The sequence below is a fragment of the Hyphomicrobium sp. genome (genome assembly GCF_019753045.1).
Lineage (GTDB): Bacteria > Pseudomonadota > Alphaproteobacteria > Rhizobiales > Hyphomicrobiaceae > Hyphomicrobium_B.
The window spans coordinates 179613-203845 of the sequence record NZ_JAIELN010000006.1 but is presented as its reverse complement, the minus strand read 5'-3'; the positions used below and the strand labels follow the sequence as shown (position 1 = coordinate 203845).

Below are 24233 nucleotides of genomic sequence, written 5' to 3'. Positions count from 1 at the left end.
ACAGGAATCCTATGCCCCCGCGACTTACGCAATACCGCCTATGCCCGCGATCTCGGTCCATTCGATTGGCGCTTGCCGAATACGGCGTCGAAGTTCAGCTTCTCGATGAAAATCCTTGGGAATGGCGCCAAAGTTTTCTTGCGAAGAACCCCGCAGGCGAGATGCCGGTTCTCGAATTCGAGAATGGCCTGACGCTATGCGGCGCGTACTCGATTTCTGAGTTCATCGCTGAAGAAGTATTGCCGAGCGCGACGACGATAGCGCCAGGTCCCCCTCCGCTCATTCCGGGCAACCGCGAGGACCGCGCGGAGATCCGCCGCCTTATCGACTGGTATCACGGCAAGTTCGATCGCGAGGTGACGAGAGAACTTCTCGTCGAGAAGGTCTACAGCTCGATGCGCCCCTCAGGCCCCGTCGCGCCTGATCCAGGCGTCCTTCGTGCCGTTCGCGCAAATCTTAAATATCATCTCTCCTACACGGGCTATCTCGCCGACACCCGCCGCTGGATCGGCGGCGACGAGCTGAGCTTTGCCGATTTTGCTGCCGCAGCCCAAATTTCGACCGTAGACTACCTGGGCGAGATACCGTGGAACGACTATCCGACCGTCAAAGTCTGGTATCAGCGAATGAAATCCCGGCCGTCCTTCCGAGCCTTGCTCGGCGACCGCGTTCCGGGAACGGCGCCGCCCCTTGCCTATTCCGATCTCGATTTCTAAATCGCTCGTATGTCCGAAGCCCAAAATTCCAGCTCCGCTCTTGGCGAAATGATCCGCGCCGAAACGGCAAAGCTTGGGCTCGACGCCGTCGGCATTGCGCGCTTGGCCGACGACACGGAGCTAACCGCTCGGCTGGCACACTTCCTGAGCGAGAACCGCCACGGTGACATGGACTGGATGGAGACCCATGCCGATCGGCGTGCGGGTCCTCTTCGGCTGTGGCCGGACGCCAAGAGCGCCATCATCTTCGGACAGTCGTACGCACCGCCCGCCAATCCACTCGACGCCCTTCGCAATCGATCGAACGCTGCGATTTCGGTCTATGCCAAAGGCCGCGATTACCACGACGTTCTGAAGAAAAAGATCAAGTCGCTGGCGCGTTCGTTTTCCGAACGATCCGGCGCCGAAGTCAAAGTCTTCGTCGATACCGCGCCCCTGATGGAAAAGCCGCTCGCCGCGAAGGCCGGCCTCGGCTGGCAAGGCAAACACACGATCCTCGTTTCCCGCGAGCACGGCAACTGGCTCTTTCTCGGCGCCATATTGACGACGGCTGAACTCGAACCCGATGCAGCCACCGAGGACCATTGCGGTTCGTGCCGGCGATGTCTCGACGTCTGTCCGACGAATGCCTTTCCCGCGCCCTACCAGCTCGATGCGAGGCGCTGCATCGCCTACCTGACGATCGAGCACAAAGGTCATATCGCACCTGAATTTCGCGGCCCCATCGGAAATCGCGTATTCGGTTGCGACGACTGCGCCGCCGTCTGTCCGTGGAATAAGTTCGCGAGCGCCGCCACCGAGATCCGTTACGCAGCGCGCCCCGAAACGGACAATCCTCCCCTCGCCGAATTGCTTGCACTCGATGATGCCGCATTCCGATTGCGCTTTGCGGGCACGCCGATCAAACGGACAGGACGCGACCGCGTCGTCCGCAATACGCTGATCGCTTCGGGAAACTCGGGCGATCGATCCCTCCTTCCCCTTATCGAACCGCTGATGGAAGATAACTCCGCACTTGTCCGCGCGATGGCGATCTGGGCATCTCGCCGGCTTGCGAGTGACGCCGAGATCGATGCTCTGCGAAAACGCTATGAGGCTCGCGAGCACGACGCCGAGGTCGCCGCCGAATGGACTTTGCCAATTGAGGAACTCAGCTAGCATGAGCCGGCTCTTCTGTTTCGGACTGGGATACTGCGCCACCGAACTCGGACGGCGGCTCATAGAGGAAGGCTGGACGGTCGCCGGCACGACCGCGCACGCCGAAAAAGTCGAGCGTCTCGTCGAGCAGGGCTTCGAGCCTTTCCTTTTCGACGGAAGGGAAGCTCTGCACGACGTCGCCGATGCGCTTCAAAGCGCAACGCACGTGCTGCTATCCATTCCGCCCGATGCTGAAGACGATCCGGCCTTGAGATGCTACGGCGCCGCGATTGCCGCGAGCCCGTCCATTCGCTGGATCGGATATTTTTCGACCGTCGGGGTCTACGGCGACGCAGCGGGCGGCTGGGTCGACGAAACGACGGAGACGCGCCCCGGAACCATCCGTGGACAGCGTCGCGTCAAAGCTGAGAACGGTTGGATCGAACTCGCACGCGCATCCGGAAAAGCCCTCGTCATTTATCGCCTGCCTGGAATTTATGGCCCTGGCCGAAGCGCCATCGATCAACTGAAAGCAGGCACTGCACGGCGCATCTTCAAACCGGGTCAGCTCACCAATCGCATCCACGTCGAGGATATCGCGACCGCGGTCGAAGCGAGCATCGATCTTCCGCCCGGCGTGCATATCTTCAATGTGACGGACGACCTTCCGGCAGCGCCCCAGGATGTCATCGCCTATGGAGCCGAGCTGTTGGGCGTGCCCTGCCCGCCCGCGACCGACCCCGACGATGCCGATCTGTCGTCCACGGCGCGAAGTTTCTATATCGAAAACAAGAAGGTTTCGAACGCCCGCATGAAAGCCGAGCTGGGCGTCAAACTTGCCTATCCCACCTACGTCGAAGGACTGAAATCCATAGCGGGACTCTAGCCAACGGCATTTTAGCGTTCCGTCACACGTTTTCCGCCATTCCGCCAGAATAGAGGATAAAGACGTCAGCAATTGCGCTCCCTATCGGGGCGCCGATGCGAGCGGGACCACGAGCATTTCCATGGCGATCAAAACGCTCTTTGTAGCGACGTTGGCAGTGATGACCACCGCGCTTGGCGTCCATGCCGACCCCATCGATCCGGCACAGGCAATTGCACAGAAATTCTCCGGTGCGAGCGACGAACCCGCCGCTAAGCCAGCACCAAAGCCAGCATCGAAGCCGTCGGTGAAGTTGGCGCCGGCAGCGGCTAAGCCTGACGCCGATTATGAAGCGGACATGCTGAGCCGCGCGGGCGCGGAAGAGGCTGATCGCCTGAAGCAGGAACGCCGCCCACAGCAGGTTGCGGCTGAGCCCGCGGCGGCCGTTCGCGCCGCCCCGACCACCTCTGCCCCAGTCGCCGCGGCCCCCCTTCCCGCGCCGCCGCCTGCTGTTACCCCGGTCGCCGAAAAACAACCCGCACCTGTGCCCGTCGCTGCGGCTGTCGCGCCGAAACCGGAAAGCGAGCGGATAATTGTCGCTGAGGCGCCGAAGCCCGGCTCAGCGCCAGCCACTGTGCTGATTGTGCTCGATACGAATGATGCAGCGCTCGGTTTCAAACCCGACCCGATCATTTGCATCGACGACAGTTGCTGGCTGTCGAATGGCATCGAAGAACCGGCCGTCAGCATGCCGCGCACCCAGGCGGTCGCATTGTCGACGACGGAAGAGTCGTCGGCTGATTCTTGCGCCGGCAAATCGGCCTGCGTCTATCGCGCCGTTCCGCTCGGTCCCGACGCGCGTATCGAAGTGATCGAGGTCGGCGAAAGCCGCGGCGCTTCCGCTGGAGCCTATACGGTTCCGGCCGATAAGAGCTGCCGGAGCGAAGGCGGTGCTCTCCTCTGCGACAACGGCCTCGCGACGCAGAACTTTCGTATCTGGGTCGTGCCGGAGGCCATCGCCGCCTCCGCCGGACCTACGAGCATCGAAGACGCGATCGAAAATGGACTTCCCGATCCCGGCACTTCGACGAGCAACGACAAATAGCGCTAAAGCAGCTTGCCGATCTCGTCAAAAAGCAGATCGAGATCTTGCGGCCGCGATAGCCGGTGCTCAGCGTCGGCAACCTCGATCAACTTGACCCTGTCGCCCGTCAGGAACGTCGTAAGTTCGCGCGTATGAGAGGCTGGCACATCGACATCCAGCAGACCCTGCAGAATGACCACCGGCCGCCCTGGATCGAACGGCTGGCGCGCGAAAAGATGTTCGCGGCCTTCCTCGATCAGGCGGCGCGTGATCGTATAGGGCTCCGCATATGCGGACGGTTGCTTGAAAAATCCGCGCTCCATGATTTCGCGGCGAACCTCGTCGGAAAAACGCTTCCACATCAGTTCTTCAGTCATGTCCCACGCTGGCGCGATGAGAACGAGCGCTTTGATCCGCGCTGCCTCGTCTGGACGCTCGCGCAGAAGCTTTCGCAAGAGCAGCAGCGCGATATGCCCGCCCATGCTCGAACCGATGACGATCTGAGCACCGCTGGCGACCTTTGAGAAGACCGCCTCGGCTTCTTCGAGCCACCGCCCGATCGTTCCATCCTCGATGCGCCCCGCTGATATTCCGTGACCGGAATAATCAAATCTCGTCGACGCGAGATTATGCTCCGCCGCCCATTGAGCCATTGCTGTGGCTTTCGTCGACGACATCTCCGACATGAAGCCCGAGAGCCAGAAAAGCCCGGGCCCTGCGGATTTCGCCGGATGCTGCGCAATAAAGGGGATTTCCCTCGCCTCCGCGCCTCTCCCGACAGGAAGCATTTGCGGTTCCGCGGCTGGAATCTTATAGGGACTGTCCATCGTTGGCCTCAACGACTCCGATTGATGAGCTGAAATGAAAAACACTTTGACGGTGCTGCAAGTCATTCCTCGTATGCGCGCGGGCGGCGCTGAACTCGGCTGCTTGCAGATAGCAACCGCGCTCGTCAAAAACGGACACCGCGCTCTCGTCGCGTCCGCAGGCGGCCCGATGGTCGATCAGATCGTTGCCGCAGGCGGCGAACATATTCCCATGCCGCTCGCCACCAAGAACCCGCTCGTGCTCTTGAAGAATGCGCGGCAGCTCGCCGACATCATCCGCCGCGAAAACGTCTCGATCATTCATGCACGAAGCCGCGCACCGGCTTGGAGCGCCCTTTACGCTGCGCGGCGCACCAGCACGCCTTTCGTGACAACCTACCATTCCGAATATTCCGAAAAAACCCGGGTGAAGAATTTCTACAATAGCGTCATGGCACGCAGCGATACCGTGATCGCGGTTTCGGACTACATGGCGCACCTCATCCGCACCCGCTACCATACGCCCGAAGAGCGGATCGCCGTTATTCATCGTGCCTTCGATGGGACTGTATTTGATCCCGCGCTGCTGACATCCGAAAGATTGGCTGCGGTGCGAAAGTTGCTGAATGCAGACGGCAGCAAGCCCGTCCTGATCCTCGCCGGCCGCATCACGCCGCGCAAAGCGCAGCATCATCTCGTCTCTGCTTTGGGAATTCTGAAACAGCGCGGCGCGCCGGATGTCGTCTGTGTCTTGGCTGGCGAAGTCGAAAAACCGGCCTTCAAAGAAGAACTCGAAGCACAGGCGCAGAAGCTCGGCGTCGCGCATCAATTACGTTTCCCCGGACACGTGCGCGACATCGCGGCCGCTTACGGGATCAGTGATATCGCGCTCAATATTTCGGAGCAGGAGGGCCTTCCGCGCGTCGCCATCGAATCCCAAGCGATGGGCGTGCCGATCATCGTCTCGGACACGGGCCCCGGCCGCGAAGTAGCGCTGACAGAACCCGACGTCTCACCCGACAAAGCGTCCGGTTTGCGCGTCCCATACGCTGATCCAGAGGCCGTCGCCAATGCGATCGGAACAATGCTGAAGTGGCCGGCCGAGAAGCGTAAAGCATATGGCGAACGAGGAGCGGCCAACGTTCGAAGCCGCTTTACGTTGGACCAGCTGACATCGAAAACGCTGGCCGTTTACCAACGCTTGATCGACGCAAAATGACGCCGTCAGGCCTCTCATCCAGCTGGGTGAAAGGTCTTTGATCGTCGCGGCCCTCTCGCCGTGACGGTGCGCACGGGATATTTTCGTGGAAAAGTCGGCACCGTCAGCTCTCCACTGAACGCCTTCGTCTTGCAAAGAACATTTTGCGCAATGCCCGGTTGAGTGGGCCTGACATAATTCTTCACCGCTATCACCGTTACTGACACTATTGTTCGCACAGTTCACTGTGCGCGCTTTTGCGTCCGGAAAACTTCCGATATCAAAGACCGGACAGGATGTGTTGAAACCACGGGGACGTGGTCATAAGTGTCAAAAGCGAGGCGATGCAAACAATAATCTGTATCAAATGGGGTACGCGATACGGCATCGAATACCTCAATCGCTTGGCATCGATGATCCGCCGCAATACGCAGCGGGAAACCCGCCTCATATGTTTCACTGACGACGCAAAAGGGGTCGATCCGTGGGTGCAAATTGCACCTCTTCCCCCGATCAACTTGCCCGCGCGCGAATTTGCGACGCCGTGGCGGAAGCTATCTCTCTGGCAATACCCGCTTCACGATCTCGAAGGCGACGTACTGTTTTTTGATCTCGACGTTGTAATCACAGGATCGATAGACGGCTTCTTCGACTTCGAGCCCGGGCGTTTTTGCGTTGCCCAGAACTGGACCCAACCCAACGAGCGCGTCGGCAATACCTCGATCTATCGGTTCCCTGTCGGCAAGATGTCTCACATCTTCGACACGTTCAACGCCGATCCTGAAGCCATCCTGCGCCGCTACCGGATTGAACAACAATACATTTCCGCCGAGAGCGAAGACGTCGTTTTCTTCCCCCCGGAATGGTGCCTGAGCTTCAAACACTCGCTGCTGCCGAGTTGGCCCCTGAATTTCTTCATTCCGCCTCGGCTCCCGCCCGAAGCAAAGGTCGTAGCGTTCCACGGCAAGCCCGATCCGGATGAAGCACGCGACGGAATTTGGCCTGTCAACGCGGCGTGGAAGAGATCCTATAAGTATGTCCTGCCGACCCCGTGGATAGCGAAGCACTGGCGTTGAGGGCCATCTGCCCCGCAAAAAAGCCCTGCGAAGACGGGAAAGTGTTCGGAAAACGGCCGAAGGCACGCCTTTTGGCAATTTTGCTCACGCGTCACGCTTGACTTGAGAGCCCGTTCTTTCCCATGTTCGCCGCTGACTGAGCCGGGAATCCGTCTTCGGTCAATAATTGGAACCACATAAGGAGTTGAACCATCCGTAAACCAATGCGACCCGAGCCTCAGAGCCGGGAAAACTCAGGGCCCCGCATCAACGACCAAATTCGGGCCCGAGAAGTCCGTCTCATCGATGAGACAGGCCAGAACGTCGGCGTCATCGCAAAATTCGATGCACTTGCCCGCGCCGAAGAGGCCGGACTAGACCTCGTGGAAATTTCGCCCGACGCGGAACCGCCGGTCTGCAAAATCCTCGACTTCGGCAAGTTCAAATTCCAAGAACAGAAGAAGGCCGCCGAGGCCCGTAAAAATCAGAAAATCGTTGAGTTGAAAGAGATCAAGATGCGACCGGGCATCGATGATCATGACTACGACGTGAAGATGCGGGCGATTAAGCGGTTCTTCGAAGATGGCGATAAGGTCAAGATAACGCTGCGCTTCCGCGGCCGTGAAATGGCGCACTCTCAGCTTGGCATGGCCGTCCTGCAGCGCGTGAAAGCCGACACCGAGTCCATCTCAAAGGTCGAAAGCGAACCACGCTTTGAAGGCCGCCAGATGGTCATGGTGCTCGCCCCCAAATGACGTCAATGAAGTGACTGCGGCGGGGTTTCCGCCCCGCCCTTGTCTACCTCTGCCCGCTGGTCCTGGCCCGGTTACGGCGCCGCCTCTGAGACTTGCTCTCGCACACGGACGGTTCTAGCTTTGCCCGACCGACGGAAGTCTTCGGGGGAGCGGCCGCATGAGCGACGACCGGCCTTTTGATTTCTCGATACTCGACCGCATTGGCGCGCCCTACCGCCATTTCGAGGCCGGCGAAAAGATCTTCCTCGAGGAAGATCCCGGTGACACCATGTACATGGTGCGGTCAGGCCGGGTTGACGTCATTACCTATGGGATAGTGCTGGAAAACGTCCAAGCCGGCGGCATTTTCGGCGAGATGGCGTTGATCGATGATGGACCGCGAAGCGCTGCCGCAATGGCCGCTGAACCGACAGAAGTTGTCGCCATCGATAAGCCGGCGTTTCTCGCGGTCGTCCGCGACGATCCGCAATTCGCGCTCCGCGTCATGAGCCTTCTCGCGACCCGGCTGCGGCGGGCGAACAAGCAAATGTGAGATGCGCGGCATCGCTCTTCGACGCCGCGCACACGGTCAAATGAAGATCAGCATCCGTGACGCCACATGCAGCGGCGGAAACGCGGGCCGCCCCAACCCCAGCGGCTTGCGCAGATATTACGCCAGCGCCAGCAGTACCGGCGAACACCAACCGGCGTCGCAAGTGATTGACTTGCTTGTATTCCCTTTAGCGGTGCGAGCTGAGCGGCCTGTGAAGAAGAAGAGCCCGCCGCAGACAAACCGATCGCAACGACGGACGCTGCCAATAGTGGTGCAATACGCATGTTCATCTCCGCTTATCCTAAACAGCACGCGAGTAAGCGTGCGAGCAACCGTCGTTGCCTACGACTGAATGAACTCTGAATAAGGAAGGACTGCAAAGAAAGAATTGTAATCTTTGTGTAAACCGCATTAACGCCGGGCGCGCCTCGTTTACAAACGGCGAGCTAATGGAAGTAAGTACTGTAAGACTCTGGAATTACGCTGCAATCTGCAGCTTCGGCTTCAAAGCTTCTTTCGCATATTTCTGATGAGCCTCTTCGAGAAGCTGCAGGAGAATATCCTGGCGATTGTAGAGATTTGGAAAGGCCTGACGCAGATCGTCGAGCTGTTTCAGGGCCGCGTTGTTCAATCCGACATGAACGATGTGGTACATGACTCTGATCCGTAGACTGAAGATGATGCAACGGACATCACACGTCGAAGCTCTCGCGCGCTGTTCCCCGCGAAACGCTTGCGCGGCCTAAGCTTCACCGACCGACGAAGAGATCAATCGAGGTCGACCAAACCGAGTGCGGCGAGTGAAATGAACGCCGCGATCATCAGAATGCCGACCAGCAAGACCAGCGCCGGATAAAACGCCGCGAAGACGACACCGGCACGCCAACCGGTGGCGGAACGCAGACTGATGGCAGCGGTGGGAAGCGCTGCAAGAAAGAAAATCGCCACGATGAACGGATCGAGTCTCATGAGCAGTCTCTTGAGGATGGTCGCACGTCAGGGCGAGTTTAGTTTGCCACAACCGAGTGAGGGCGCCAGTCAACAGCGGCGAAGGAGACGCAATCAGCGGTAAGCACGAATTTGCTGATGAATTCCGGCATCGCCGCGCGAGAAGATCCGGTCGAGGTCCATTTGGCGCATGATCGGGCGCAATCAAATCAGCCTAAAAACTGCGGTCGACGAGCAGCTGCCCGCGCAAAAAATCGTTCCTGTTTCCCAAGATACAGCGGTTCGCTTGTCAGTCCGCTTTAGGTGTCGCATCGTCCGCCCATCAGTCGCAAAAAGGCTTCGAAATGCATCCCAAGGTTCGTCACGCCCTTCTCTACCTCGGCGTTAACCTGGGTTCGACCGTCGTCGACTACACGATCTTTCTCTCACTGACATACATCTTCGGACTGCCAATTCTGCAGAGCGTCATCGCATATACAGTCGGAATGGTCGTGAACTATGCCCTGACCAGGGCCTTCGTCTTCAATCACGACATGTCGCACAAATCCAATCATCGCGTGTTCATGGAATTCGCGGGGACATCGTTCCTCGGTCTTCTGCTGACGGCGGGCGTGATCTGGCTGACGGTGCACGAAATGAATCTCCCGCCCATCGACGGGAAAACGATCTCCGTGCTGATCTGTTTCGTGTCCCTCTATTACGTCCGCAGCCGCATCGTGTTCAGCAAGAACACCAATGCTCCCGCCGATGCGGAAACCGAATTGCAATCGGTATCGTCGAGCTGATCCCGCTTAGATGTTGACGTGCTGAATGATGTAGCTTCCGCCCGCGGCGATCAAGCCGGCGATCAGCACGTAGGGCAGGATTGATACGAGCACCATCAGCAGTTCGACGAACGCCTTGAAGATCTGTTCCGCCGCCGCCCAAAGCTGGAAGAAGCCCTTGTAAAGTACGTAGATGATGGCGATGACGACGACCGCCAGAATTGCGATTTTCCAAACCGGCAAAGCCTGCCAATTCGACTGAAAGATCTCGAACATCTGGCCGAACGACCACTGCCAGACGAGCTCGACGAACCTGAAAATGGCCGTGATGCCCTGCTGGAGCAAACTGACGATCTGATCGATGATCTGCTTCACGGCCCGTCTCCCTCGCGCATTTGCGCCCCTAACAACGCATTAACTTTGTATTTAGTTCTAATGTAACTCGTGAGAATTTCGCGGCCCCTCGCCGAAAACCTGCGAAGCGTTGCATTTTTCGCATCGCTTGCCGAAAATGTTGCGAAGTTCCGATGCCTCCCCTATAAACCCGTCCAGAGCCGCCCGGCGAGGCATGCCGTGGCGGTTCTTATGCTTTTGAAAAACAAGCGGAAACCGCAAAAAGCACCCTTCGCAGGACCGGTCGCAGAGATGCGGCCGAGAGTGCAATCGCCACCCGGTGATCGCACTTCGGTTCGTAAAGAACCCAGGCACTGAGCGCCTCAAGCTCGCCTCCGCACTTCGGACCCTAAGGGGCCGGGGCCGCAAGGCGGCCCGGCGCAGGCGCCGCCCCCGCGGAGGGCCAGCCGAGCGCGCAAGCGATCGGCGGTGCGGCCCGTGAGCGATATAAGGACCAAAGCAAAATGCCTAAAATGAAGACGAAGAGCGGCGCCAAAAAGCGCTTCAAGATGACCGGCACGGGCAAGGTTGTTGCAGCCCAGGCTGGCAAGCGTCACGGCATGATCAAGCGCACGGCGAAATTCATTCAGAAGGCGCGCGGCACAGGCGTGCTGAACGATTCTGACGCGAAGATCGTCAAGAAATACATGCCCTACAACCGCTGAGATCTCTCCGGTGCTTGCGGCCGGCTCCCCGTAGGGAGCGCCAAGCCCCGAATGAAATCTCTTTCTTCTTGAAGCACTAATTCCAGGAGTTTTCTCCCATGGCTCGCGTCAAACGTGGCGTTACCGCCCACGCCAAGCACAAGAAAGTAATCAAGGCCGCGAAAGGCTTTTACGGCCGCCGCAAGAATACGATCCGCGTCGCTAAGCAGGCTGTCGAGAAATCGCAGCAGTACGCCTATCGCGATCGCAAGCGTCGCAAGCGCAATTTCCGCGCGCTCTGGATCCAGCGCATCAACGCCGCTGTCCGCGAGCACGGCCTGACGTACGGCCGCTTTATCAATGGCCTGACGAACCTCGGCATCGAGGTCGATCGCAAGGTTCTGTCGGACATTGCGATCAACGATCCCGCGGGCTTCAAGGCCCTCGTCGACAAGGCTGCGGCAGCTGCCAGCTCGCCGGTCGCAAAGGCAGCTTAACAAAACGATCGTCATCCTGGCCGAAGCGACCGCGCGTCACGCGCGGTCGCGCCCCAGAGCCGGGACCCAGCGCTTCAGGCGGCGATCTGGCTCACGAATATGAGCCTCCGGGGCGTCGCGCGGAGTTGATCGTGCGCACCAAGCCTGCCAAACAAAGGCCGCGCGTCGTCCGGGATGACATCAAGGACCCGCGCCCGGACGAGGTTTTGCATGAGCACTTCTGACGTTCTCTCCGAACTCGAAACGAGCCTCTTGGCCGAGATTGCCGGCTCCGGCGACCTGGCCTCGCTCGATACCGTCCGCGTCTCGGCCCTCGGTAAGAAGGGTCGCGTATCCGAGCTGATGAGCAAGCTCGGCTCGCTGCCGCCCGAAGAACGCAAGACCTTCGGCCAGACGGTCAACACGCTGAAGTCGAAAGTCTCCGACGCGCTCGATGCCCGCAAGGCAGTGCTTGAAACCGCCGCGCTCGACGAACGCCTCAAGACTGAGCGCGCCGACGTCACGCTGCCGGTTCGCCTTGGTCCGGTCGCGGAAGGCCGCATTCATCCCGTCAGCCAGGTCCTCGACGAAGTCGTAGAGATCTTCGCCGACATGGGCTTCTCGGTCGCCGAAGGTCCGGACATCGAGACCGACGAGATGAACTTCGACAAGCTCAACATCCCAGCCGAGCATCCCGCGCGCCAGGATCACGACACGTTCTATTTCTCGCCGAAGGCCGACGGCTCGCGCCTGTTGCTCCGCACGCACACGAGCCCCGTGCAGATCCGCACGATGGTCTCGCAGAAGCCGCCGATCCGCATCATCGCGCCCGGTCGCGTCTACCGCATGGACAGCGACCAGACGCACACGCCGATGTTCCATCAGGTCGAAGGCCTCGTCATCGACGAGTCGACCCACATGGGCCACCTCAAATGGGTGCTGCAGGAATTCTGCAAGGCCTTCTTCGAGGTCGACGAAGTGAAGATGCGCTTCCGCGCGTCGCACTTCCCGTTCACCGAGCCCTCGATGGAAGTCGACATCGGCGCCGAAGCGATCGGCAAACCCGGCCAGTGGCTCGAAATTCTGGGTTGCGGAATGGTGCACCCAAACGTGCTTCGCAATTGCGGTCTCGATCCCGAGAAGTATCAGGGCTTCGCGTTCGGCGTCGGCCTCGACCGGCTCACGATGCTGAAATACGGCATCCCCGATCTGCGCTCGTTCTTCTCCGGCGATTTGAAGTGGCTCAGCCACTACGGATTTTCGATGCTTGATGTGCCGACCCTCGGCGGCGGGCTGTCGACCTAAAGGCGCGAACAATGAAATTCACGTTCTCTTGGCTGAAGGATCACCTCGACACGGAGAAATCCGTCGACGAGATCGCGACGACGCTGTCCGCGATCGGGCTCGAGGTCGAAGGCATCGAAGATCCGGCGAAGTCGCTCGGCGCCTTCAAGATCGCGCGCATCGTCGAAGCCAAAAAACATCCGAACGCGGATAAGTTGCAGGTCGTCCAGGTCGAGGTCGCCAAAGGCGAGCCGCTGATGGAAGTCGTCTGCGGCGCACCGAACGCGCGCCCCGGCATGGTGTCGGTCTTCGCACCGCTCGGAACCTACATTCCAGGCTCGAAAATCACGCTCGAGAAGAAGCCCGTTCGCGGCGTCGTCTCGAACGGCATGATGTGCTCAGCCGCCGAACTCGAACTCTCCGAGGAAAGCGATGGCATTCTCGATCTGCCGGCGGAATGGGCCGATAACGTCGGCGCCCGCTATATCGATGCCGTGGGCCTCAACGATCCCGTCATCGAAGTCAAACTGACGCCGAACCGGCCCGATTGCACCGGCGTTCGCGGCATCGCGCGCGATCTCGCGGCAGCAGGCATGGGCAAGCTGAAGCCAGAGCCGAAACTCGGCGCGGTCGAAGGCAAGGCCGAATGCCCGATCGACATTAAGCTGGACTTCACGAAGGATACTGCGAACGCCTGCCCGGTATTCGCTGGACGTTTGGTCAAAGGCGTCAAGAACGGACCCTCGCCCGCATGGATGCAGGCGCGGTTGAAGGCAGCCGGCCTCCGCCCTATCAACGCGCTCGTCGACGTCACGAATTATATCTCGCTCGATCGCGGCCGTCCGCTGCACGTCTATGATGCGGCCAAGCTGAAAGGCGCCGTTCGCGCCCGTCTCGGCAAAGCAGGCGAGAAGTTCCTCGGCCTCGACGACAAAGAGCACGCCGTCGACGACACCATGTGCGTCATCGCCGACGACTCTGGTCCGCTCGGCCTCGGCGGCATCATGGGCGGCGAACCCTCGGGCTCAACCGAAACGACGACCGACGTCTTCATCGAGAGCGCCTATTTCGATCCGCTCCGCACGGCGGCGACGGGCCGGAAGGTCGGCCTGCAAACGGACGCCCGGTATCGCTTCGAGCGCGGCGTCGATCCGGCGTCAGTGCGGCCCGGCCTCGATCTCGCGACGGACATGATCCTGAAGTTCTGCGGTGGTGAGCCGACGAAGTCCAAGATCGCGGGCAAAGAGCCTATCGAAAACCGCGTCATTTCCTTCGATTTCGCGCGCATCGAAAAGCTTTCGGGCGTGAAACTCTCGAACGACGAGATCTCGCATACGCTGAATGCGCTAGGCTTCACCATCGATGGCACGCCGAACGCCGCCAAGGTCACGGTTCCGACCTGGCGCCCCGACGTCCATGGCGCTGCCGACCTCGTCGAAGAAGTCGTCCGTATTGCCGGTCTCGATCGCATCCCGGCGACGCCCCTGCCGCGCGCCGACGGAATTGCCCGCGCCGTCCTCACCGAAAAGCAGAAGCGTGCCCGTCGCGGCCGCCGCTTGCTTGCCGCCCGCGGCTTCGTCGAAGCTGTGACGTGGAGCTTCATTCCGAAAGAGGAAGCCATCCATTTCGGCGGTGGCGCACCGGCTCTCGATCTTGGAAACCCCATCTCCGTCGAAATGTCGTCGATGCGTCCGGGATTGCTCCCCGGCCTGCTGACGGCAGTGACGCGCAACCGTAACCGCGGCATTGCGGATGTCGCGCTTTTCGAGCTCGGCCAAGCCTACCGCGGCGAGCGGCCGGAAGATCAATATGCGAGCGCCGCCGGTGTACGCGCCGGAACGGCACACCTGACGGGCGCAGGACGGCACTGGGACGGCAACGCCGACCCCGTCGGCGTCTTCGACGTCAAAGCCGATGTCTTCGCTGCACTTTCCGCGCTCGGGCTCGACCCTTCGAAAGCGCAGATCACGCGCGATGCCCCAGCTTGGTATCATCCGGGCCGGTCGGCGGCACTCAAGCTCGGCCCGAAGACCGTGCTGGCCTACTTCGGCGAAATTCACCCCGCGACGCTCAAGGCGCTCGACGTTGAAGCCCCCGTTTCCGCTTTCGAGATCTTCCTCGACGCTCTGCCGCCGGAGAAGAAGAAATCTCGCGCCAAGCCGCCGCTTGCAGCGTCTGATCTGTTGCCCCTCACGCGCGACCTGGCTTTCATCGTGCCGAAAGACGTCGCCGCCGGAGATGTCGTGAAAGCTGCGGCGAACGCCGATAAGGCTTTGATCCGTTCCGTCAACGTGTTCGACGTTTTCGAAGGCGGCAGTCTCGCGGCCGAAGGCAAGAAATCCATCGCCATAGAAATAACGATCCAGCCTGCGACGGAAACGCTGACCGATCAGGCGATCGAAACGATAACCAAAAAAATAGTAACGGATGTTAAGAAGGCAACCGGCGGCGACTTGCGTTCCTGATGCCGCCGTCATGACTTTGCGCATGAGGCCAATATGAACTTGCAGGCTCCCGCTACATCGCCAGACAAAGGCACCGTCGAAAAGCATCCCTATCGCATCGTCGTCGTCGGAGGTGGCGCGGGCGGATTGGAACTCGCGACACAGCTCGGCCAGAAGCTCGGCCGGTCCGGCAAGGCAGAAATCACGCTCGTCGATCGTGCGCGTACGCACATTTGGAAGCCGCTTCTGCACGAGATCGCGGCAGGCAGCATGGATACCGGCCGCCACGAGCTGTCCTATCAGGCCCAGGGCCACTGGCACGGATTTCGTTATCGCTACGGCGAAATGATCGGGATCGACCGCGCCAACAAGCGCGTGCACCTCGGCGCCACCTACGACGAGGACGGCCGCGAGATTACGCCGGATCGCTGGTTCCCCTACGACACGCTCGTCATCGCCATCGGCAGCATTTCAAACGATTTCGGAACGCCCGGCGTCATGGAGCATGCGATCATGCTCGACACGCCCGACCAGGCGGAGCGCTTCAACAGGCGCCTGTTGAACGCCTGCGTTCGCGCCTACGCGCAGCCGGGCCCCGTGAGGGACGGCCAGCTCCACGTCGCGATCATCGGAGCCGGCGCAACGGGCTCTGAGCTATCGGCAGAGCTGCACCATGCGGCTCGCGGCCTGATCGAATTCGGCCTCGACAAGCTCGATCCGGAGAAAGACTTCAAGATCACGCTGATTGAAGCAGCGCCCCGCATCTTGCCCGCCCTTCCCGAGCGTCTTTCGCAGGCAACCGCTGACATTCTGCGCGGCATCGGCGTCGATATCCGCGTCGGCAGTCCGGTCACGAAGGTCACCGCGGAAGGCGTAACGCTCGCCAACGGCGAGTTCATTCCGTCCGAGCTCGTCGTCTGGGCCGCAGGCGTCAAAGGCCCGAATGTCTTATCGAAGCTCGATGGTCTTGAAGTCAGCCGCATGAATACGCTCGTCGTCAAACCGACGTTGCAGACAACGCGCGACGACAACATCTTCGTCATCGGCGATGCCGCCTATTTAGTGCCCGACGGCGAAACGGCGCCGATCCCTCCCCGCGCCCAGGCCGCTCACCAGGAATCGAGCCATCTCGTCAAACAGATCCAGCGCCGCATGAATGGCGCGACGGACCTGGCGCCGTTCAAATATCGCGACTTCGGCTCGCTGGTTTCGCTCGGTAAGTATTCGACCGTCGGCAACCTGATGGGCTTCATCGAAGGCAAGTCGCTGCGCATCGAAGGCTGGTTCGCCAAAATAATGTATCGGTCGCTCTACAAGATGCACGAAGTCGCGCTGCACGGATATATCAAGGTCGCGCTCGACACGCTCTCGCGCATACTCACGCGCCGCACCGAACCGCAGGTCAAGCTGCACTAGGTTCGCAGCGCTGCACGAATTGCAGTGACGGAATACAATTGCGCCGGCGGCTCACAGAGCAAGACAAAGCAGAAGTGGTTTTCTGCACGTCAGTTTCACGCAGGTTGACGCTAACATTGTCTACAAAATCAGAATCGTATTCTTGTCCGTGGAACTAGCCGCGTTGCGGGTAACTTCGTGTTAACTCGACTCCATCCACGGTTGCGGTGAAGGACAAGAATTTCGTAATGTGTGGGGGGATGACGCGCGATAGCGCGGCACCCTAGTTTCTGGGAAGGGAGCCAAGGGGTAATGCCGCCAAGCGAGCCCTTTGGTCCCCAACTCCGGTCTAAGCCTCGTACACCGGGGCGCTATATGATCCCTTCACAAGATCGATCGCGTGAATGCAATCTGACTTGTTCCAGTATCCTTCACCGGAATTGGCAATGATCTTGTTGTTGTTGGCAACAAGACGCCAGCGCCAATAGCCACCGGTATCCTTGTAGACGTAGTAAGCCATCGGCTTACCTCCATACTGGTTGCAACGATGCAGACGCACTTATTCAGCTATCGTCACGACAACGCGGAGTGGGTCTTGGAAATCAAGGCCAACGACGAAACGGACGCCAAAGCTCGCCTCAGGAGGCTAGCCTTCGCGTCTTACGACGGTGTGCTCGTGACTAAAGTCCCCGCCACCCTCGGTCCGGCTGCCGTGTTGGCAACTTGGATAAGGAACGCTGCGGTCACACTCATGACACGATTCGGCCCCGGACGTCATTCCTGACGGTCGCGCCAGCGGGCAAATCGGCGCGCCGTATGTGAGTCCGAGAGTTAGGCGGCTGGCCAATTCATCGGCTCGCCAGCGAAATCAAATAAAGCTCGTTAGCTGCGACCGCGCAGCGCGTTCATCAGCTCCGCCGTCGGATAGCTGTCGGCCGGTAGACCGAACTTGATCTGCATTTCCTTGACGGCCTTGCGCGTGCCGGCGCCGAGCTTGCCGTCGATCTCGCCCACATCGAAGCCGCGACGCTTCAAAAGGCTTTGCAGCTCTTTCAGCTGTTCGTAGCTCAGCGAAACCACATTGCCGCTAGCCTTATTTAGGTTCGGCGCACCCGCCATGCGCGCAGCGAGATGCGCCGCCGTCATCGCGTAGGTAAGCGACTGGTTCCAATCCGTGTAAACGTGGAAGTTGGGGTAGGCGAGAAACGCCGGGCCGTTGCGGCCCATCGGCAGCAGCAGCGAAGCCTGAAGACCATCCGCCGGGAGTTGTTTGCTACCGACAGCTTGAACGCCCCACGCCGCCCATTGCGAGCGCGGCAGCTGGATCGCGAGATCAGCCTTCTCCCACGGCAGTTCCTTTGTGAGACGCACTTCCTCGATCCATGGCTCGCCGCGCCGCCAGCCCATCTCCGACAGGAATTTCGCCGTCGATCCGATGACGTCGGCATTGCTGCGAATGAGATCGACGCGCCCGTCGCCGTCGTAATCGATGCCAAGATTGAGATAGTGACGCGGCAGGAACTGCGTCTGACCGAGTTCACCCGCCCACGAGCCGATCATCTGATCGGGAGTAAGATCGCCGCGCTGAACGATCTTCATCGCCGCTTTCAGCTCTTCGCGAAACATATCGCCGCGACGGCAATCCCACGCCAAAGTCACGAGCGAGTGCAGAACGGGCAGCTTACCCATGCCGGCGCCGAAGTCGCTTTCAAGCGCCCAGAACCCGGTGATAACCGCGCCTGGAATGCCGAACTCTTTCTCGGCGCGGTCGAATATGTCGGCATAACGCTGCAGGTACGTGCGGCCCATCTGCTCGCGGTTTTTGGTGGCGAGCTTGAAGTAGAATTCGATGAACGTCTGCGAGAAGAAGCCCTGCTTCCGGTCGCGGCTGATCGTCCCCTGATCAGGCGTCATGCCGCCGATCGTTTCCTCGATGATCTCCGGGCGAATGCCTTCGGCGATCGCCTCGCGCTTGAAATCTGCGAGCCATGTGTTGAACGGCACCGTGTTCTGGCAATTGCGCTTGTTCGGTGGTGTGGGCGGCGCGCTTTCCGCATTGGCAGTCGCGGAAAGACCCGCCAGCATGAGGGATGCCACCGTGAAAACGAGAAAACCTGCGCGCATGAGATGCCTTCGGCCGTTGATGGGCGCCGGCACTTTTGCCAGCAGTGAGCAAAGCGTCAAGAGACTGTGGCTTCAGTGAGGCCTTCCCCGCCGTCCTGTCTACGCGCTGCCGATCAGAATGCCCACCATAAACACGATCAGGCCGCCGACGACGACTTCCGAAGCCGCCCTCCAGAACCTCGTTTCGCTGAACCGGGAGCGTATTCCGGCAATGATCCAAAGCTCGATCAACACCACGCTGACAGCGATTGTCGTCGCAGTCCAAAAGTCGGGAATGAGATAAGGAAGAGTGTGTCCGATGCCGCCGAATGCGGTCATCAGCCCTGTGACCGAGCCGCGCAGCCACGGATGGCCGCGCCCCGAGATCTCGCCATCGTCGGAAAGCGCTTCCGCAAAGGCCATCGATATGCCGGCGCCGACCGACGCAGCAATGCCGACGAGAAATGTCTGCCAAGTGTTATGCGTCGCGAAGGCCGCCGCAAAGATCGGCGCGAGGGTCGAGATCGAACCATCGATCAGACCCGTCAATCCGGGCTGCACATACTTGAGCACAAACGAGCGGCGCGCGGCCTGGGCTTCACGCGTTTTGGCTTTATCCGTCAGCTCGACGGCCGCAACGTCGTGCGCGATTTCGATGTGATCGTTTTCCGCCGCAATCAGATCGCCGAGAAGCTTTCGGATTTCGGCGTCCGATGCACGCGCCAATGCAGATTGGTAGAAACTCCGCGTCTCCGCTTCGATCTGCTCGGCCTGGCGCCGCACCTTCTCGATGCCGAGCGGCCGGACCATCCAGATCGGATCGTGGCGGACGAAACCGGACACATCCTGGCGGCGAATAAGCGGAATATGGTCGCCGAACTTGCGGCGGAAGAGATCGATCAGCCAACGACGGTGCTCGTTTTCCTCTTCTCCGAGTTCGGAGAAGATTTTCGCCGACGCCGGATAGTCGGCGCTGAGGCCCGCCGCATAATCGGCATAGATGCGGCCGTGCTCTTCCTCGAGTGAGATCGCAAGCGCAAGGATTTCGCGCTGATCAAGATCACCGAACTTTCGCATGAACCACAAGATCCTAGAATTAGAATAATTCTAATCTAGTGGCAAATGATCCATTGGGCAAGCGGCACGCTGTCAGCGCGCCGCCCCCTGTTGATATCACGCCGGAAGCGCAGACCGCTCCCTGATTGCCGTACCTCGGCTCACGCGGGGTTCGCAGCAGCCGCTGCGGCCCCGGCAGCGCTCTCTTTGGCAGCAGCCCGCTCGTACGCGTTTCCGCTGCGTTGCTGATACTTGTTCTTGAGCGCGTCCCACTCGATCGAAAGCGAGCCGCCACTCAACCCATGCTGGCGATCCCAGTTCGACAACAGATCAATGCAGGCGTGATCGATGTAGTCGAGATCTCCGATATGAACGTGAACGTTCGCACCGGGCTTGAGTGCCTCGAGAGCGGATGCCAGCATCGGCAATCGAACGAGTGTCGCCGAACCTTTAAGGTGCAGATCGACTCGATTGTCCGGCCCTTCCTCTTTCGTGATTTCGAGATGCGAGAACGCATAAACGAGCTTCAGAAGCGATAGTCCAAGCCCGACGAGCACGCCGTCCAGCAGGTTCGTCAGCACGATCGTGATGACTGTGACCGCGTAGATCGCAACTTCAGCCCATCCATAGGTTCGCAACGTCGGCACGATCTTCGGATAGGCGAGCTTATAGCCCGTATAGACGAGAACAGCTGCGAGCGCGGAAAGCGGAATGAGCTTCAAAACCGCCGGAAAGAACGCGACGAGAAGCAGAAGCCAAACGCCATGCAGAATAGCCGACAACCGCGTTTGCGCGCCCGCCGCAACGTTTGCGCCCGATCGGATGATGACACCCGTCATCGGCAAAACGCCGAGAACGCCACAGATCGAGTTGCCGACGCCCTGCGCAAAAAGCTCCTTGTCGTATTTTGTGCGAGGTCCCATGTGCATCTGATCGACCGCCGTCGCGCAGAGAAGCGTCTCGGCGCTGGCGATGAAGGCGATCGAAATTGCTCCAATCAGGATTGCAGGGTCGGTGATGCGGAAAAGCTTGTCTGCTGTCGGATACATCTGGAGCGACCACTCCCAGATGTTGCTCGGAACATCGACGAACTTGATGGACTCCAAACCGAGGAGCTTGGCAGCAACCACGGCAACGATAACGCCGACGAGCGGCGCGGGCACCAGCTTCAGGGATTTGGGCGAGTAAGAACTCCACCCGGCAATCGTGACGATCGTCAGAAGGCCGACGAGCCCGGCCGTTTGACGTGCGTCGCCGCCGCGTACCGCATCGAGGAAGGCTGTCGGAATCCCGATGAGGTTCTGCACGCCGCTGCCCATCGGCTTGCCGTCGAACATGACGTGAAACTGCGAGGCGAAGATCAGCACACCGATGCCGGCCAGCATCCCGTGAATGACTGCCGGAGAGACGGCGCGAAACCATTGGCCGAGCTTCAAACAGCCCGCCAGCATTTGAATGAGCCCGGCGAAAAGCACGATTGTCCCGAGCATCGCGGCGCCGTGCTCTTGGACGAGCATATAGACGAGAACGGTGAGACCGGCGGCCGGACCGCTGACCTGCATCGGCTGCCCGGAAATCGTCGCAACGACGATGCCGCCGATGATCCCAGTGATGATGCCCGTCGTTGGTGGCAACCCCGACGCGATCGAGATGCCCATGCACAATGGCAGGGCCACCAGAAATACGACGATGGATGCGAGAAAATCGCGTCCAAATGTGCTTGTAGCGGCCGGAGCTGAAGCCGGGCTCGACATCGTCATAAAGCGTTCCCCGTTTTTGCGCGGAGCAATGTTCCGCGCAGCATTTGCTTTTTGTTTTTGTGCGGAAAGTCGTAGTCCGCGTGCGATATTTAACGCCGCGGACGATAGCCACAGCGAGACGCAGCCGCAACGGCCCCGGCACCACGAAAAGTTGCGGCGTTGCGATATAAATCAGACTAGAAAGGCGGCGGCCCCACACGGACCGACGCCTTGAAACTTCGTAGAATTTTCGAATTACGAGGCGACTTCAGCGCATTAGCGCGAGTTGCCTTTACCGCCCGAGGACTTGCCGCCCATCGCCTGCTGCTGGGCATCGACCCATGTGGACATCGCCTGCTGCCAACCCTTCTGCCACATCTCCGCGGCCTGCATCCAGAACTGGATCGGATTGACTGCCCCGCCGCCGAAATCTGGAAAAGCTCCCGCATTCGTCGCCGAGAACCCTGGGAAACCGGACCCGGCTCCGAAACCGGGTACGTTCGGGAAGTTCGGGAACGTGGGGAAGCCAGGCGCCTGCCCGGCGTTGCCGAGCGCCTTCACCTGCTTTTCCCAGACGTCCATGACCTGGTCCACGGCCTGTAGCTGCAGCTTGGAGGCGCTTTGCATCTGCTTGCGGCTCAATTCGACGAAATCGGTCGGCCACCCGAGAGCTTTGGCAGCCTCCGCCATCTTGTCGAACACGGCATTGCTGTTTTTCTCGCCGAGTTCGGCAAGCTCGGCCCGCCAGTCGGCCATGGCGTCGAACGCCTGCAATACAGCCTTCTTTGTATCTTCCCCGAGCTTGGTAAAAGCGGGGTTCGCCTCGAACGATGAATTCGCCATATCGGATCTCCAAGGGCGCCGGGGGAGCACAAAGGGGCGCGACGGGTTTTCTCGCACACCGCCAGTCCTCCCGCCAGTTATATCGACGATGCGGCGATGGCGCAGCCCCGATAATCACCTCAGTGGCTTAACGCCCCTTTTGCCGGTCAGTTCCGGGTGCTATGAGCCCCGCCCATGACAGCCATTTCACACATCCGAAATTTCTCGATCATCGCCCACATTGATCACGGCAAGTCGACGCTTTCCGACAGGCTGATCCAGCTTTGCGGCAACGTCTCAAATCGTGAAATGAAGGAGCAGATCCTCGACTCGATGGACATCGAGCGCGAGCGTGGCATCACGATCAAAGCCCAGACCGTCCGCCTCGATTACCGGGCGAAGAACGGCGAGCTTTATCAGCTCAATCTGATGGATACGCCCGGCCACGTCGACTTCGCCTACGAGGTCTCGCGGTCGCTCGCCGCCTGCGAAGGGGCGATCCTCGTCGTTGACGCGAGCCAGGGCGTCGAAGCCCAGACCCTCGCGAACGTTTATCAAGCTCTCGACAACAACCTCGAGATTCTCCCCGTTCTGAACAAAATCGACCTGCCGGCCGCCGACGAGGACCGCGTCAAGCAACAGATCGAGGATGTGATCGGCATCGATGCATCGGGCGCGATCGGGGTGTCCGCCAAGAGCGGGCTCAACGTCGAAGCGGTTCTGGAAGCCATCGTCGAGCGTCTCCCGGCGCCGAAAGGCGACCCAAAGAAGCCATTGAAGGCGATGCTCATCGACAGCTGGTATGACGCTTACCTCGGCGTCATCGTGCTCGCCCGCGTTATCGACGGCACCCTGAAGAAGGGCCAGCGCGTCAAGTTGATGGCGACGGACGGAGCCTATCAGGTGGAACGCGTCGGCATTTTCCGTCCGAAACAGGAAATGCTCGAGCAGCTCGGGCCCGGTGAGGTCGGCTTCTTCACCGCCGCCATCAAAGAGGTTGCCGATACCCGCGTCGGCGATACGATCACGGACGAAAAAAATCCGACCCCTGAAGCCCTGCCCGGCTTCAAGCCGGCGCAACCGGTCGTCTTCTGCGGCCTCTTCCCGGTCGATGCCGCCGACTTCGAAGACCTGCGCGAGGCGATGGGCAGGCTTCGCCTGAACGACGCAAGCTTCTCGTTTGAGACGGAAAGCTCGGCAGCGTTGGGCTTCGGCTTCCGCTGCGGCTTCCTCGGGCTATTGCACCTTGAGATCATCACGGAGCGTCTGGAGCGCGAGTTCAACCTCGATCTCATCACGACGGCGCCGAGCGTCATCTATCACTTGCATATGCGCGACGGCTCGATGATCGAGATGCACAATCCGGCCGACATGCCGGAGATTCCCCAAATCGATCACATCGAGGAACCGTGGATCGAAGCCACCATCCTCGTGCCCGACGATTATCTCGGTGCCGTCCTGAAGCTCTGTCAGGACCGCCGCGGCCGTCAGAAACAGCTTACCTACGCGGGCTCGCGCGCCATGGTGGTCTACGAGCTGCCGCTCAACGAAGTGGTGTTCGATTTCTACGACCGTCTGAAGAGTGTCTCGCGCGGCTACGCGTCGTTCGACTATCACATCAAGAATTACGAGGAAGGCGACCTCGTCAAACTGTCCATTCTCGTCAACAGCGAACCCGTCGACGCGCTCTCGATCATCGTGCACCGTTCGCGCGCCGAGAGCCGTGGCCGCTCGATGTGCGAGAAGCTGAAGGAACTCATTCCTCCGCACCTCTTCCAAATTCCGATTCAAGCCGCGATCGGCGCCAAGGTCATTGCGCGCGAGACGATCAAGGCTCTGCGGAAAGACGTGTTGGCCAAGTGCTACGGCGGCGACATCTCACGTAAGAGAAAGCTGCTCGACAAGCAGAAGGCCGGCAAGAAGAAGATGCGCGAATTCGGCAAGGTCGAAATTCCTCAAGAGGCGTTCATCAACGCGCTCAAGATGGACGACAACTGACGGCGACGAGCGCCTCCAA

24 protein-coding genes are annotated in these 24233 nt (G+C 60.0%); 15 read left to right on the top strand and 9 right to left on the bottom strand.

What is annotated here, in order from left to right:
• Window positions 1–11: 11 nt before the first annotated feature.
• The 4 genes from K2Q04_RS07715 to K2Q04_RS07700 all read left to right on the top strand — a co-directional run bounded on the left by K2Q04_RS07715 (window position 12) and on the right by K2Q04_RS07700 (window position 3823).
• Window positions 12–716 carry a glutathione S-transferase family protein gene (locus K2Q04_RS07715; protein ID WP_291161497.1) on the top strand — a complete coding sequence of 235 codons (705 nt, stop codon included), beginning with the start codon at window positions 12–14 and terminating at the stop codon, window positions 714–716.
• A gap of 9 nt (window positions 717–725) precedes the next feature.
• Window positions 726–1874 (top strand): tRNA epoxyqueuosine(34) reductase QueG, encoded by a 1149-nt coding sequence (gene queG / locus K2Q04_RS07710; RefSeq protein WP_291161494.1) that lies wholly within the window; start codon window positions 726–728, stop codon window positions 1872–1874.
• A 1-nt stretch (window position 1875) separates the two neighbouring features.
• Window positions 1876–2739 (top strand): SDR family oxidoreductase, encoded by an 864-nt coding sequence (locus tag K2Q04_RS07705; protein WP_291161492.1) that lies wholly within the window; start codon window positions 1876–1878, stop codon window positions 2737–2739.
• 121 nt (window positions 2740–2860) lie between these two features.
• The gene (locus K2Q04_RS07700) at window positions 2861–3823 is read left to right on the top strand and encodes a hypothetical protein (RefSeq protein ID WP_291161489.1); all 963 of its coding nucleotides are present in this window, start codon (window positions 2861–2863) and stop codon (window positions 3821–3823) included.
• 2 nt (window positions 3824–3825) lie between these two features.
• Here K2Q04_RS07700 and K2Q04_RS07695 read toward each other — a convergent pair whose 3' ends face one another.
• A complete protein-coding gene (locus K2Q04_RS07695) occupies window positions 3826–4590 on the bottom strand; it encodes an alpha/beta hydrolase (RefSeq protein ID WP_291161486.1) in 765 nt (254 codons plus the stop codon).
• A gap of 73 nt (window positions 4591–4663) precedes the next feature.
• Here K2Q04_RS07695 and K2Q04_RS07690 point away from each other — a divergent pair, with 73 nt between their 5' ends.
• The 4 genes from K2Q04_RS07690 to K2Q04_RS07675 all read left to right on the top strand — a co-directional run bounded on the left by K2Q04_RS07690 (window position 4664) and on the right by K2Q04_RS07675 (window position 8148).
• A complete protein-coding gene (locus K2Q04_RS07690; RefSeq protein WP_291161483.1) occupies window positions 4664–5827 on the top strand; it encodes a glycosyltransferase family 4 protein in 1164 nt (387 codons plus the stop codon).
• Window positions 5828–6150: 323 nt separating this feature from the next.
• Entirely contained in the window at window positions 6151–6882 is a 732-nt protein-coding gene (locus K2Q04_RS07685; RefSeq protein WP_291161480.1) for a hypothetical protein, read from the top strand.
• 203 nt (window positions 6883–7085) lie between these two features.
• A complete protein-coding gene (gene infC / locus K2Q04_RS07680; protein ID WP_045837304.1) occupies window positions 7086–7616 on the top strand; it encodes a translation initiation factor IF-3 in 531 nt (176 codons plus the stop codon).
• A 157-nt stretch (window positions 7617–7773) separates the two neighbouring features.
• Window positions 7774–8148 carry a cyclic nucleotide-binding domain-containing protein gene (locus tag K2Q04_RS07675; RefSeq protein WP_291161478.1) on the top strand — a complete coding sequence of 125 codons (375 nt, stop codon included), beginning with the start codon at window positions 7774–7776 and terminating at the stop codon, window positions 8146–8148.
• Between the two features lie 478 nt (window positions 8149–8626).
• Here K2Q04_RS07675 and K2Q04_RS07670 read toward each other — a convergent pair whose 3' ends face one another.
• Both K2Q04_RS07670 and K2Q04_RS07665 read right to left on the bottom strand, forming a co-directional pair.
• Complete coding sequence (locus tag K2Q04_RS07670) at window positions 8627–8803, bottom strand: hypothetical protein (protein WP_291161475.1); 177 nt, start codon at window positions 8801–8803, stop codon at window positions 8627–8629.
• Between the two features lie 113 nt (window positions 8804–8916).
• Window positions 8917–9117, bottom strand: coding sequence for a hypothetical protein (locus K2Q04_RS07665; protein WP_092863118.1), 201 nt, complete (start codon window positions 9115–9117; stop codon window positions 8917–8919).
• A gap of 323 nt (window positions 9118–9440) precedes the next feature.
• On the opposite strand from K2Q04_RS07665, the gene K2Q04_RS07660 reads away from it, so the two are divergent.
• Window positions 9441–9881, top strand: coding sequence for a GtrA family protein (locus tag K2Q04_RS07660; protein ID WP_291161470.1), 441 nt, complete (start codon window positions 9441–9443; stop codon window positions 9879–9881).
• Window positions 9882–9887: 6 nt separating this feature from the next.
• Here the strand turns inward: K2Q04_RS07660 and K2Q04_RS07655 are convergent, their stop codons facing one another.
• Window positions 9888–10235: a hypothetical protein gene (locus K2Q04_RS07655; RefSeq protein WP_291161467.1), complete on the bottom strand. Its 348-nt coding sequence runs from the start codon at window positions 10233–10235 to the stop codon at window positions 9888–9890.
• 482 nt (window positions 10236–10717) lie between these two features.
• Here K2Q04_RS07655 and rpmI point away from each other — a divergent pair, with 482 nt between their 5' ends.
• The 5 genes from rpmI to K2Q04_RS07630 all read left to right on the top strand — a co-directional run bounded on the left by rpmI (window position 10718) and on the right by K2Q04_RS07630 (window position 16517).
• Complete coding sequence (rpmI, locus tag K2Q04_RS07650) at window positions 10718–10918, top strand: 50S ribosomal protein L35 (protein ID WP_015596609.1); 201 nt, start codon at window positions 10718–10720, stop codon at window positions 10916–10918.
• A 98-nt stretch (window positions 10919–11016) separates the two neighbouring features.
• Window positions 11017–11394, top strand: coding sequence for a 50S ribosomal protein L20 (gene rplT / locus K2Q04_RS07645; protein WP_290993618.1), 378 nt, complete (start codon window positions 11017–11019; stop codon window positions 11392–11394).
• A gap of 210 nt (window positions 11395–11604) precedes the next feature.
• Window positions 11605–12678, top strand: a complete 1074-nt coding sequence (gene pheS / locus K2Q04_RS07640; protein WP_291161464.1) for a phenylalanine--tRNA ligase subunit alpha — start codon at window positions 11605–11607, stop codon at window positions 12676–12678.
• Window positions 12679–12689: 11 nt separating this feature from the next.
• On the top strand, window positions 12690–15122 hold the full coding sequence (gene pheT, locus K2Q04_RS07635; protein WP_291161461.1) for a phenylalanine--tRNA ligase subunit beta: 2433 nt from the start codon (window positions 12690–12692) through the stop codon (window positions 15120–15122).
• Between the two features lie 33 nt (window positions 15123–15155).
• A complete protein-coding gene (locus K2Q04_RS07630; protein ID WP_291161459.1) occupies window positions 15156–16517 on the top strand; it encodes an NAD(P)/FAD-dependent oxidoreductase in 1362 nt (453 codons plus the stop codon).
• A gap of 328 nt (window positions 16518–16845) precedes the next feature.
• On the opposite strand, the gene K2Q04_RS07625 is transcribed toward K2Q04_RS07630, so the two are convergent.
• The 5 genes from K2Q04_RS07625 to K2Q04_RS07605 all read right to left on the bottom strand — a co-directional run bounded on the left by K2Q04_RS07625 (window position 16846) and on the right by K2Q04_RS07605 (window position 22237).
• Window positions 16846–17016, bottom strand: a complete 171-nt coding sequence (locus K2Q04_RS07625) for a DUF1508 domain-containing protein (RefSeq protein ID WP_291161456.1) — start codon at window positions 17014–17016, stop codon at window positions 16846–16848.
• A gap of 362 nt (window positions 17017–17378) precedes the next feature.
• Window positions 17379–18620 (bottom strand): lytic murein transglycosylase, encoded by a 1242-nt coding sequence (locus K2Q04_RS07620; protein ID WP_291161453.1) that lies wholly within the window; start codon window positions 18618–18620, stop codon window positions 17379–17381.
• Between the two features lie 99 nt (window positions 18621–18719).
• Complete coding sequence (gene mbfA, locus K2Q04_RS07615) at window positions 18720–19676, bottom strand: iron exporter MbfA (RefSeq protein WP_291161450.1); 957 nt, start codon at window positions 19674–19676, stop codon at window positions 18720–18722.
• A gap of 140 nt (window positions 19677–19816) precedes the next feature.
• Window positions 19817–21415, bottom strand: a complete 1599-nt coding sequence (locus tag K2Q04_RS07610) for a SulP family inorganic anion transporter (RefSeq protein ID WP_291161447.1) — start codon at window positions 21413–21415, stop codon at window positions 19817–19819.
• 255 nt (window positions 21416–21670) lie between these two features.
• Window positions 21671–22237 (bottom strand): hypothetical protein, encoded by a 567-nt coding sequence (locus K2Q04_RS07605; RefSeq protein WP_291161444.1) that lies wholly within the window; start codon window positions 22235–22237, stop codon window positions 21671–21673.
• Window positions 22238–22411: 174 nt separating this feature from the next.
• Between K2Q04_RS07605 and lepA the strand changes: the two genes are divergently transcribed.
• Window positions 22412–24214 (top strand): translation elongation factor 4, encoded by a 1803-nt coding sequence (gene lepA / locus K2Q04_RS07600; protein ID WP_291161441.1) that lies wholly within the window; start codon window positions 22412–22414, stop codon window positions 24212–24214.
• Window positions 24215–24233 lie beyond the last annotated feature (19 nt).